Annotated in this window: 8 protein-coding genes; 6 read left to right on the plus strand and 2 right to left on the minus strand. The window is 49.9% G+C overall.

Annotated features, from left to right (window positions below; all coding sequences use genetic code 11):
- Nucleotides 1-594: tetratricopeptide repeat protein (locus GF404_00440; protein ID MBD3380639.1), on the plus strand; the 594-nt coding region annotated here is incomplete at its 5' end.
- Here the strand turns inward: GF404_00440 and GF404_00445 are convergent.
- Nucleotides 591-857 carry a hypothetical protein gene (locus GF404_00445; protein ID MBD3380640.1) on the minus strand — a complete coding sequence of 89 codons (267 nt, stop codon included), beginning with the start codon at nt 855-857 and terminating at the stop codon, nt 591-593. The genes GF404_00440 and GF404_00445 overlap by 4 nt on opposite strands.
- A 99-nt stretch (nt 858-956) precedes the next feature.
- Here GF404_00445 and GF404_00450 point away from each other — a divergent pair, with 99 nt between their 5' ends.
- The gene (locus GF404_00450; GenBank protein MBD3380641.1) at nt 957-3,839 is read left to right on the plus strand and encodes a DUF2723 domain-containing protein; all 2,883 of its coding nucleotides are present in this window, start codon (nt 957-959) and stop codon (nt 3,837-3,839) included.
- Here the strand turns inward: GF404_00450 and GF404_00455 are convergent.
- The gene (locus tag GF404_00455; GenBank protein ID MBD3380642.1) at nt 3,836-6,556 is read right to left on the minus strand and encodes a BamA/TamA family outer membrane protein; all 2,721 of its coding nucleotides are present in this window, start codon (nt 6,554-6,556) and stop codon (nt 3,836-3,838) included. The genes GF404_00450 and GF404_00455 overlap by 4 nt on opposite strands.
- Between GF404_00455 and GF404_00460 the strand changes: the two genes are divergently transcribed.
- From GF404_00460 to GF404_00475, 4 genes are all read left to right on the plus strand, one after another.
- The gene (locus GF404_00460) at nt 6,555-7,334 is read left to right on the plus strand and encodes a hypothetical protein (GenBank protein MBD3380643.1); all 780 of its coding nucleotides are present in this window, start codon (nt 6,555-6,557) and stop codon (nt 7,332-7,334) included. The two genes, GF404_00455 and GF404_00460, sit on opposite strands and share 2 nt — an antisense overlap.
- A gap of 44 nt (nt 7,335-7,378) precedes the next feature.
- Entirely contained in the window at nt 7,379-8,464 is a 1,086-nt protein-coding gene (locus tag GF404_00465; protein MBD3380644.1) for a hypothetical protein, read from the plus strand.
- 82 nt (nt 8,465-8,546) lie between these two features.
- Nucleotides 8,547-10,976: a signal peptide peptidase SppA gene (gene sppA, locus GF404_00470; GenBank protein ID MBD3380645.1), complete on the plus strand. Its 2,430-nt coding sequence runs from the start codon at nt 8,547-8,549 to the stop codon at nt 10,974-10,976.
- Nucleotides 10,977-11,093: 117 nt separating this feature from the next.
- Nucleotides 11,094-12,418: insulinase family protein (locus tag GF404_00475; protein ID MBD3380646.1), on the plus strand; the 1,325-nt coding region annotated here is incomplete at its 3' end.

Genomic DNA, 12,418 nt, shown 5'->3' on the forward strand with positions numbered 1-12,418 from the left:
GCCGACAGCCTCTATCTCGCTGTCAACACCAACAGGCTGGAGCGTGCCGAGAAAGAGGAACTGGTTTTCAAGAGGGCGCAGATCAAATTCTTCCAGAAAGAATATGACCAGGCCAAGGGGCTGTATCAGCACCTGAGCGGGATATACCCGCGTTCTTTGTATGTCAACGACTGCCTTCGTAAGATCCTGATCATCGACGAGAATCAGGGTATGGCGATACTTGATCTGAATTTTTACAGCCAGGCCGAGAGGACGGTCTGGCAGAACAAGATAGATTCGGCGCTGGCCCGGCTGGTTGAGCTTTCCGAACGGGGAAATTCGAACCTGGCCGCTCTGGCGACTTTTGAAGCCGGTAAAATATACTATGACAGGGGAGACTACGAGAAGTCTTTTGAGATGTTTACACGCATGCTGGAAAGCTTTGAGGAAAGCTTCTATTCCGCCGAGTCACAGCGGTATATTGGTGATCTATATTTTTATCACTTCGACAACAAGCAAAAGGCGGCCGAAGCTTACCGCCTGATACTTGAAAACTATCCCAATCGGGTGCTCTACGAGTACGCGCGCAGGCAGTTGCGCAAACTGGAGAGCTAATAGGTTTTTTCGATCGGTTCCGGGTCTTTGGTGCGCTGGCGCTTGCGCAGGACACCGATCTCGTATTCCAGCATCTCGATACGTTCGATGAAATGCTCGATCCTGCGAAGTTTCATCTTGGTTGTGGTGCGAATTAAAAGACCCAGAGAAATCAGCATAAACAGCACTGAATTCACCCTGCGGAAAATATCCCCGTAGTTGAACAGGCTGTCCAGAAATGCTCCTACGCCGAGCAGAAATAAAAATGCGCTCCAGAACAGCATAAAGTCTCCTTTAGGCCAAAATTGAGTTGAATTGCATAATAGAATGCTTATATTTTCCTATCGGAAATTTTCTGACTGGTTTTAGAAAGGAAAGTATTGATGGAGAATAATAAAGCTGATCGCCTGAACTGGATTATCGCCGGGGCGGTGACTCTGATATCCCTGATAGTTTACCTGAAAACCCTGGCCGTATCGATATCACTATGGGACTGCGGAGAGTTTGTCGCCTGCTCGCGGATTTTCGGAGTTGCTCATCCGCCGGGCACACCGCTGTTTATTATTTTCGGACGGATTTTCTCTTTGATTCCGTTTGCCGGGGATGTCGCTTACAGGATCAACCTGGTGTCGGCCCTGTCATCAGCTTTCGCGGTCGGATTTTCCTATTTAATTCTTTCCAAAGTTATTGGCTGGTGGCTCGATAAAAAGGAAACCATCTGGGACAGACTGCCCGCTTACCTGGGTGGATTCGTCGGGGCACTTGTTATGGCCTTTTCACGCACATGGTGGACCAACGCTGTCGAAGCGGAAGTCTACGGGCTGACATCGCTTCTGTCAATCGCAGTCGTCTACCTGGCGGTGGTCTGGTACGAGCGCAGGCAGGAGCCACGCAGTGACAAGCTTGTCTTTTTAATGATCTTTCTGGCCGTGCTGGGTGTTGCCGCTCATCTCGCGGCCTACCTGGTTATGCCGGCCGTGTTTTTGTTTATATTTTTATCCTCGCGCCGATTGCTGGTACAGCCATTGGTCTGGATTTCGGTCCTCTGTGCCATGTTGCTGGCCATAGATTACAACCTGTTTTTTACAGTCATCCTGATCTGGTCGGCAATATCATTGATCGGCGCATTCGCCACACGAAAATATTTCTGGCGCTGGGCGGCCGCTTTTTCGGTCTGCGCCGCGCTGGCTTTTTCGATCCAGTATACCACCCTGTTTCGGGCCCAGGAAAGGCCTCGAATCAATATGACAAACGCCAATACAATAGAACGTATGAATGATTACCTGGCTCGAAAGCAGTACGGCCAGGGCAATATGATCACCCGTATGTTCGATCGTCGAGGGGAGCTGGCTAACCAGTTCGGTGATTATCCCCGCATGGGTATGCTGGGGTTCTGGGAAGACCAGTATTCTCCGCCATCGGCACCATTTATTATCTGGTTCGTAGTGGGGCTTTTTGGGCTTTACTTCGCTCTTCATAAAAAGTGGAAGGTGGGACTGCTGATATTCCTCCTCGTACTGGCCGGTACGGTCGGGATAACGCTCTACATGAATTTTGCCGACGGTACCGAGGTTATGCAGGATCCCAACGCCAAGCTCGAGGTGCGTGACCGTGACTATTTCTGGACCCATGGTTTCGCCATGTTCGGCTGGGCGATCGGGCTGGGAGTTGCCGCGCTGTTATACTCAGCTCAAAACTTTTTACGCTCGCGTGAGAATATGCAGAAGCTGGTGATCCCGGTTACGTTACTGTTCTGCCTGACGATATTCATCCCGGCTTTAGGATATACAAAAAACCATTACTACAACAATCGTTCAGGAGAGTGGATGCCGTATCAGTTCGCCTACGATCTGCTGAGCATCCTCGAACCAAATGCTGTCCTGTTCACTGCCGGAGACAACGACACTTACCCGCTTTGGGCCTTGCAGGAGGCCTACGGTATGCGCCAGGATGTCAAGATCATCAACCTCTCCCTGGCAAATGTGGACTGGTATGTCCTTCATTGTATGGAGGTGTTCGGTGCGCCGATGAGTGTCAGTCATGAACAGGTCGAGGTTGTTGAGAACGTAACCCCGACCGGCAACGAAGAGCTCCGGCCGGAGAAACCATATTACGATCAGTTCGATAACCGTTTGGTTTATTTCGGTACGCGCCCGATCCGCGATCCCGGTACAGGCAGGGTGACGGATATAATCGAGATGGCGCAATTGACGATCGAAAGCGTAATCCAGGCCACACTCGAACAACGGGGCGATACGCTGATTATGAATACCCCGGTTTATTTCACCAGCCTTACAGATCCGGTACGTAAGATGCGCTACACTAACCTGCTCCAGAACATGGAACGCGTGGCCTATCTATATAAAATCAAGGATACAGTAATAGTCGGCGAGACGAAACCTCCGTCACCAATGTATCCATATCATTACAATGTCGACCGTAGTTATGACCTGTATGCCAACCAGTTCATATTCGAAGGTATGGGTGAGCCGGAAGTCGCCAGGGGCGAGTTTACCACGATGATGGTTTACCGCTATTACAGTACTGAGTATGCCACACTGATTGACAGCCTGAAGGCTCGCAACGATACGACCCGCCTGGTTACGATCATCGACAAGGCGGTGGAGACTGTTCCGGAATTCCATGAGGTCCCGGATTGGCGCATGCTCAAAGACAGCCTTCTGGGCAACACCGAGCGCTCATTGACGGATTACCAGAACGAATATGTTGAATATATGCGGCTGCTTCTGGATTATCATCCGTACAACTTCTATTACAAACAGTTCATCTCTGAGGTGCTGCTGGATATGGGTCAGGCGAAAAACGATGATGACCTGACTCGTGAAGCACTGTCTTACCTTCAATCCGGCTATCATGACAATCCCAACAGCGAATGGATGTTCGAGGGTCTGTTGAAGGGCAGTGTGGCGATTCGTGATACTTCCAGATTGGAAAAATTGATGCGCGAGTATATTGCGTCAGGGGTTCCCCAGCCCTTTCGTCCGGTGTTCTTGCTGGCCGCGGACTATCTCGAAGAGAAATCCGTGGAAAATTTGACCACCCTGATGGCGGGTTATTTTCGTGCTTCCGGAAAGGACCCGTTTGTCTTCAAGGAACTGGTCAAGTACACCATGGCCAAGAAAGATATAGAGGCGACAGTCGCTTTACAGAAGCTCTATTTTGAAATCCATCCAGACGATCATGAGTCGATGCAGTGGCTCTTGCAGATGTTTCCGGCCGCTGAAGATGAAGCGCCGTCGAGCTAAAAATCGTACCCGAAGTCGAGATAGAACCTGTCCGCACCGTCATCTGTGCGTCCATAGGATATAGACAACGGCCCCAGGTAAGAATCGTTCTGGAGCGCGAATCCGTAGCTGAACAGCAGGTCGTCGACGCGGATTTCACCCCAGTTGTCCCAGACATTGCCGAGATCAGCCCGCATCGAGAAATAGAATTTCCAGGGCAGTCTCAGGCGGATTTCCTGGTTGGTCAAAAACTGTTTGTCCCCGTAGTACTGAAACAGCCGGTAGCCGTATAAATTGCGTGACCCGCCCATGTAGAACTTTTCGCTGGGTGGCAGGGTGTTGGCTGACATACCGAAACGGAAAGTCGGAATAAACTGTATAAACCTTTTGGGCGCGATAATACTTTTCCAGTAAATCGTGCCTTTCTGGTATTCCTCCTCACCGCCGATAAAGTTAAATGCGAATTCGAGGTTGAGGTTGAAGACCGATCCGCGTTCGGCAAAAACGGGACGATTACGGGTATCGATGCGAGAGAGGAATTGAATTGAGGCGATGCCGGTGTGGACTTTCCCACCGTCGGGATACTCCAGCCTGAGCCGCGAGAGGCTGAAGCGTCCTCCCAGGTGTCCCCGCCCGGTCAGCTGTTTTCCCAGGGATAATGCTCCGCCTGTTTTGCGCTCACGACGTTTTCCAGCTGAAGTTCCTTCGGGATCATACATCTCACGCTTGAGGCGATCGTGGAAAAACTCGAGGTGGTAGTTATATGAGGTTTCATAGATTCGATCTGACTTCAGGTTGAGAGAAAGCTCCTGCCTGAATTCCCCGTAGAGAGTACGACAGAACAGTTCTGTGCCGAAACCAAACAAGTTGGTATTGCCCAGATCAAGGTAGGCCTCGGTGTGATAGTAGTGATGGTGATGAAGTCCGAGCCTGGCAATGCCGGAATACTTTTCCCGAACCTCCAGGTTGACCACCACGCCCCCGGGATCATGATCCAGTGTCAACAGGACCTCCTCGAACAGGCCGGTGGCGTAGATATTTGCCAGTCCGCTGTCGGCCCGTGCGATCGAGTATGGTTCACCCGGTTTTATAAGAAAGTTGCGCTTGATTACCCAGCTTCGGGTACGGTGATTACCGCTTACATGGAATCGAACCAGTCTGCCTTCAGAAATAAATAATTTTAGAGTGTTCGGCTGCCTGTAATCGAAGACTGGTTTGACTTCTGCCAAGTCAAAACCATTGTCGCGCATAAACGCCAGGGCGCTGTCACGTAAATCATTAATAAGTGTGAAATCGAGACGGTGACCATAATTATAACCGGTCGCCTGTAACAGTTCTGGTGCTGATAACAGGTCAGTGCCCTCGATTTCAAGCGATTGTAAATTGCCGGCCGATTCGAGTTCTAAAGAGTACTGAGGCTTAGTCGAATCGGATTGTTTTTGCAGGCTGGCATAGATGATCCTTCCCTCCTCAACTGCTGAGTTTAACAGGCTGAAGATGTTCTTTATTAGTATGACACTGTCACGAATGGTTTTCGATGATGCATGGTCTTCGAAAAGTCTCCGGCTGGTGTCGTCTGGAAAAGAGAGTTGATTGAAAGAAATCGGATACGTATTCTCACCGGAGTCGAACGAGGTCAGATTTTTTTGCAGTTCCGGTACAAGCTTACGGGCTTTTCTGCGGCCGGCTTCGATCAGGCTGTCCACTGCCGTAAAATCTGCGGCATCGAATTGTTCGATATCCGGCTTGATCACCATATCTGCCAGATCGAGTTCCGCCTTTTTCTTTTCCAGTTGCATGATGGTGGTGGTTGTATTGATTATATCAAGCGGATTGCCGATATCCTCCAGCGCCAGTATATCCGAGGTAGTATTGACAACCAGCACAAAATCAGCTTCTTCATCGATTGCTGTCTCGACCGGAATCGGTTGCAAAAGACCGCCATCCACTAAAAGCATCTGCTCATGCTCGAAGGGAGTGAAGGCCAGGGGAAAGGCGGTTGTGGCACGCAGAGCCGTGCTGAGGTGACCGCTATCAAAGACCACTAAATCGCCGTCGACCAGATCGACCGCGCAGATCCGCAACGGGATCGGCAGGCTGTCGAAGTCTTTTCGATAGGTATAGTCAGACTGCGAAGTGACACGGGCTAAAAAGGAGCTCAGTTTTTGGCCGGTTGTTACAGCACGCGGGATATGAATATCAGATCCGCGAAAGCGGAGTGTCAAAATACTGTTCTCGCCGAAATCTTTTTGTGTGATATACTGAGTTGATCTCTCAGGTCGATTGCTGAAGAAGTCCAACCAGTCAATTCGGGAAGCGATCTTCACCAGCGAATCAGGGCTTATTCCGCTGGCATAGAGCCCGCCGAGCATACCGCCCATACTGGTGCCCACCACGAGGTCGAAATCTATTCCGGCACTGTCGAGAACCTCCAGAACACCGATCTGTGCCAAACCACGAGCGCCACCTCCTGAAAGTACCAGCGCTAACCTGCTCGAGTCCATCGTTAACTCGGAATTGTCGGTAGCTTGAATACCATCGCCGGAAAGTTTGACCTGATAAATATTTTTGCCGGCGGAACTTGCGGACAGTATCAGAAGGATTATCATAAAGAGCAGGCAAATATGTGAAATCAGGCGTTTCATTTGCATGGAATTTGAGCTATCGGAATCGAAAATGCAAGTGATTTTGTCATAGTGATTGACAATTGCGATAAAAACGGGATAATTTGACTCCATGACAATAACCGAGAAGCAGCTCAAACAGATCAGCCGTCTGAAGCAACGAAAATACAGATTGCAGGAGCGGATGTTTCTTGTTGAAGGGGTTCGACCGGTTGATGAGCTTTTAAAATCAAATTACCAGGTCGAACATATCCTGGTCTGCGAAGCTGAGTTGAGCGAGACCGGGCAGAAATTTGTTGAGGAAATTGACGCACGCCTCCTGACGCGTATTCCCACGCGGAAATTTCGAAATCTGAGCACCACCCGTTCATCGCAGGGAGTAGTCGCTATGGCACATTTTCCTTCCGGCAGAAGGGTCGCGCTGGAGAAATTCAAGAACCTGGTGCTGATTGCGCAGGAAATCTCTGATCCATCCAATCTGGGTTCGTTGATCCGCAGTGCAACCGCCTTCAATTGCGGGCTTTTGATCGGTGAGGGAAGCGCCGATATTTATTCAGCCAAAGTGATCGCCTCCTCGGCGGGTATAATCTTCAGATCTCAGGTTGAGCGGACTGATAATCTGGCTGGGAGACTGAGAGATTTCAAATCCGCCGGTTACCATCTCTGGGGTGCGGAGAGCGGAGGAGAGCAACTCGATAAAATCAGGCGGATTCCATCCCGTCTGGCTGTGGTGGTCGGCAATGAAGCCTTTGGAATTGATGGGCAACACCATGCCGTGCTCGACCGTATCATTAGAATACCGATTGTACGGCAGGTCGAGTCGCTATCTGCCCCGGTGGCAGGCGCGATTATGATTTATGAGCTTTCACGCCGGATGAATCTGGTAAAATAGCTTGCGGTTTTTTCGCATTTAGGTAGCTTTAATCTATGAGAATTATGAAAGCAATCAAAGTCGGGTTAATCGTGCTCGGTTTGACACTTCTCGCATCAGCGCAGGTTTCCGCCGAGAAGATCTTTTCTATCTCTGAGAACAGCTTCGAAACAGCCGAGAGGCGGATGGTTATAGCACCGGAGCTGTTCGCAGGTACAACTGAATTTATCTTTGAATCCTCTACGGCACTGCGAGGACGGGTGGAGATCTTTTCCTCCAACCGCGAGGAAATCGAAATTATCTATCACAAAGTGTTGTTCGCCGAAACCCGTCAGCAGGCCGACAGTTTCGCGCAGATAATTTCTCTAAATTACGAGGTCTCTTCCAACAGCCTTGTACTGAATGCTTCCGCCCCCCGCAATGCTCCCTGGCGAAAATCGGCTAATCTCTCGGGGCAGATTGAATGCGAAATTTATATTCCCGAAAACTATACCATCAACGTCGATCTGGCCGGGTATTACCTGAATATCCGCGGTCCGTTTCCAGAGGCGGAAATCGTCGTCAGCTATTGCGATGAGGTCCGGATTTCGCGCATCGAGCTGGGCCTGAAACTCAGTTCCGCCAACAGTTCGATCAACCTCAAGGATATCAACGGTCCAGCCCTGGTCAAAAGTGAGGGTGGTAATATCAGCGCTCGGAATATAGATTCCGGTCTTGGAATCGCATCATTCGAAAACAAAGGCGGGGCGATTTCTGTCATTGGATTTACCGGGGACGAACTTCATTGCGAGGCAGAGGAGGGCAAGATCAACCTGGAAAAAATACGTCTGATAAACAACGCCCGGGCATATATCAGCAACAGCGGAATAAACAGCGATATATATGTCGACGTGGAAGAGATCATCGATTCGCATCTCGAGGTTTTCAACAAGACCGCCGATATACAGTTTCTCCTTCCGAGGGATATCTCCGCCAGTTTCGAGATTTCCACCGATCCCGATGTGGGTGAGATAGAAGTCAACGGCGTTCCCCTGGTGACAGAGGAAGTCGAGTGGGGAAGCCTGATCGCGCATACTCCAGAACATCACTCGACAATCGTGGCCGACACTCGCGGCCGGGGCAAGATCAACCTGCGTCGCAAAGATTTCTGATGTTCTGAGGCTATTGTTTTTGTTGCATCATCTCGATTTCTTTCTATCCTGAAATATCCGACAGCTTTGGCAGGGAGGCCCTATGCGCACGCTGATTATATCTATTTTTCTAGTCTCGATTTTTCTTTTATCTGTGGTTGAACTGGAGGCGGTGCGATATCCGTATCCATATTTTCCTCAGCCGGAACATTCGGTCTCGGCTGTATTCGGTCCACTTTCGATTTTGACCAACCCGGCCGCTCTGGCATTGAATCAGGATATCGAAATGATGTTTCTGCATTCCTTCAACAAAGAAAAATTCGGAGGCGACAACTCGATCATGTTCTCCCGTTCCGGTTTCGGGTTTGCCTGGCAACAATACCGGCTGAATATATCTCCCACTATCAACTCTTACAGCCTGGCTTTTGGAAGCCATATCTCCAATGGTTTTTATTATGGCCTGAGCTACCGTTTTATGAAAACCGATGATGGCAACGCCTACCACAATGATCACTTCTGGGATATCGGTGCGGTCTACCAGCCGAACCGCAGGCTCTCACTCGGCTTCACCGCAAATAATCTTCGCCGTATGGAGTTCGGGGGCAACGAGACCGAAATCGAATACGTGCTTTCAGGCGGTTATCGTCCGTTTCCCGATCGAGTGACGCTGTCTGCAGACTGGCAATGGAGCGAGGGTGAGGCATTTGGTGACGGCTACTTTCGCGGATATCTCTCGGCCAGAATCAAACGCGGATGGGGAGTGTTTGCCTCGGTTGACCAGGACGGTTTTTTTGGAATCGGATTCAGTCTCAAAATTGGAAACCGTCAACTCGGATCTTATCACAGCTTTGACGATGATGCCGAGTACCGTTCCGGCGTGATCTATTCAGGAGTGTCATATCGTCCCTACGGCTGGCTTCTGCCGTTAAAAAAAAACTTTTTGAAGCTGAAGATTTCGGGGAGTTATCCGGAAACTGACCGCAAGAATTATTTCTGGCAACAGCCGACCGCTACTTTCAGTGACCTTGTGAATACACTTGGTCGCGCCCTCGAAGATGACAATATTGACGGTCTCTATCTCGACATCGACAATCCCCGGCTGGGATGGGCGCAGATTCAGGAACTGCGAGCTATCATCGAAAAATTCAGACAAAAGAATAAAATTGTAGTGGCCTATCTCGGCAATCTTTCCGGAAATGGAAGCTATTATTTGGCTTCGGCGGCCGAAAATGTGGCGATGCGTAAAGTCGATGCACTCAACCTGGTGGGGATTCTGGCCGAGGTGACATTTTACAAAAACACTCTCGACAAACTGGGTATCGAAGCAGAACTGCAGAATGCCGGCAAATTCAAGAGCCTGGCGGATATCTACACCCGTGATTCTATTTCCGAACCTCATCGGGAAGCAGTCAATACCCTGCTCGATGATCTCTATGATGTCTTCATCGACGATTTGGCGGAAAATCGGGGATTTACGAGGGATTCGATTCTTGAACTGATCAATTCCGGACCGTTTATCTCTGAGGACGCGCTCGCGGGAGGATTGATCGATACCGTGCTGTATCCGGACCAGATCGACGACTGGCTCGAAAAACAGTTTCAGGGAATGACAGAGGTGGGATTTAGTGAATATGCAAAGCACATACCTTATGATTACGAGTGGGGCCTTCCCGACCAGCTCGCGATTATTCCAATTGAAGGTTCGTTAGTATTGGGCCGCGGAGGCGAGGATTTGATTTTTGGCCGGACTGTGGGCGATGAGGAAATCATTGCTTCGATCCGCTATGCTCGCAGTAACGACCGCATCAAGGCGGTGATCCTGCGCCTCAACACTCCCGGCGGGATGGGGCTGGCGTCGGATCTGATCGTACGAGAATTGAATCTTCTGGCTGAAAAGAAACCGCTGGTTATCTCGATGGGAAACGTTGCGGCTTCAGCCGGGTATCATATCGCCACTGCAGGTGAATATATATTCGCACAGCCTTCAACTATTACCGGCTCGATCGGTGTAGTCTACGGCAAGGTGAATGTCGAGCGGATGCGCGAACAGATCGGACTCACGACTTACCATTTCAAGCGCGGTGAAAATGCCGATTTCTATTCGTCTTCCACTGGATTTTCCGATTCCCAGAAAAAGCATCTGCGCTATCAGCTGGATCGCATGTACGATAATTTCGTGCAGACCGTGGCCGAGAGCCGTAACCTGTCTTTTGATTATGTCGATTCGGTGGCACAGGGAAGGGTCTGGAGCGGATCCAGCGCGATCGATCTGAAGCTGGTGGATCAGTTCGGAGGTTTGAGTGATGCCATAGCCTATACCATAGAACGAGCAGGTCTCGATTCTGATTACTGTCAGATGGTCAGCTTCCCGGTGCGCCCGGCAGAGCTGTTTGATCTGGGTTTCAGCCTGCGGAGTCTGATGAGATATGCATCGAAATTCCTCGCCATCAATTCCGAGCAGGTAGATAGACAATACTCCCCGTTCGACTTACAATTCCTCTATATGCTTCCTTTCAGGCTTAAAATCTATTGAATAGTCTGAAACATTTGCGTATTTTATACGCTTAATATAATGTGGAAAATTTTGAGAGCATTGGGATACTTACATAGGAACTATTCATATTTACAATAACAATATCAAGGAGGCACGATGTTGCGCAGATCCATCCTGTTTATGATTGTCGGGCTGTTGTTTTTAAGCTCACAGCTGATTGCTGACGACAATCCGCTGGGCTGGAAAGTTTCCAAGGACACCCTCGACAATGGTCTTAAAGTGGTTGTACTGGAAGATCATTCCACACCGTCTGTATCAGTTCATGTCTGGTACCATGTCGGTTCCAAGAACGAACGCCCCGGAATTACCGGTATTTCCCACATGGTGGAGCACATGATGTTCAAGGGCACTGATGAAGTCGGTCCGGAAGAACACGCCAGAATCGTCCAGGCCCATGGCGGACTGTCGAACGCTTTCACTCATTATGATATGACTGCTTATCATGAAAGCCTGGGTGCCAAAGACCTGGAACTGGCCCTTAAGCTCGAGGCCGACCGTATGCGCGATCTGGCGATCGATTCGACCGAGCTGGCCTCGGAACTTCAGGTCGTAGCTGAAGAGCGTCGTACCAGAATCGATAATTCGCCTTTTGGCCCGGTCAATGAGCAACTCTTTAATCAAGCTTATAACGCTCATCCGTACAACTGGACCGTGATCGGTTTCATGTCCGATATCCAGGCGTACTCAGTCGATAAACTGCGTCGCTATTACGACACCTATTACAAGCCGAACAATGCGACCCTGGTGGTGGTCGGTGATGTCAAGGCGAAAGACGTTTTCAAGCTGGCGGACAAGCATTTCTCGCCGGTACCGCGCAGTAAGTATCCGGTCTACCGCCCTACTACGGAAGAGCCGGAGCAGATGGGCGAACGTCGTGCCAAAGTGCACAAGATCGCCCAGATCCCGGGTTTCTTTGCCGGCTACAAAGCCTGTGAAGCGGGTCATGAGGACTCATATGCACTCGATATCCTGTCGCGAATCCTTTCCGGCGGTGAGAGTTCACGAGCCTATAAGCGACTTGTCTACGATGAACAGATCTGCCTCGCCGCGGGTGGCGGTATGATGGCGCTCGAAGATCCGGGTATGTTTTTCCTCTATGCGATTATGCAGAGCCCCGACAAAGATACCAAAGATGCCGAGGAGATGCTCTACGAGGAACTGGAGAAATTCAAGACGGAACCATTGACCGAGAGGGAACTGCAAAAAGCCAAAAACCAGATCGAGGCCGAGAAGTGGATGCAACTTCAGTCCAACGAAAACAAGGCGTTCGCGATCGGTTACTATGAAACAATTTTCGATGATTATACTTTGATGTTCGATGAGATCGACAAGTATATGGCAGTGACCGCTGAAGATGTGATGGAAGTTGCCAAGAAGTATTTCGATGAAAGAAAACGAACTGTGGTTACGCTCGTGCCGGA

The sequence above is a fragment of the Candidatus Zixiibacteriota bacterium genome, from assembly GCA_014728145.1.
Lineage (GTDB): Bacteria > Zixibacteria > MSB-5A5 > JAABVY01 > JAABVY01 > WJMC01.

Coding starts and splice junctions, on each gene's coding strand:
- GF404_00445 (MBD3380640.1), bottom strand. CDS start 857: ATGCTGTTCTGGAGCGCATTTTTATTTCTGCTCGGCGTAGGAGCATTT.
- GF404_00450 (MBD3380641.1), top strand. CDS start 957: ATGGAGAATAATAAAGCTGATCGCCTGAACTGGATTATCGCCGGGGCG.
- GF404_00460 (MBD3380643.1), top strand. CDS start 6,555: ATGACAATAACCGAGAAGCAGCTCAAACAGATCAGCCGTCTGAAGCAA.
- GF404_00455 (MBD3380642.1), bottom strand. CDS start 6,556: ATGGAGTCAAATTATCCCGTTTTTATCGCAATTGTCAATCACTATGAC.
- GF404_00465 (MBD3380644.1), top strand. CDS start 7,379: ATGAAAGCAATCAAAGTCGGGTTAATCGTGCTCGGTTTGACACTTCTC.
- sppA (MBD3380645.1), top strand. CDS start 8,547: ATGCGCACGCTGATTATATCTATTTTTCTAGTCTCGATTTTTCTTTTA.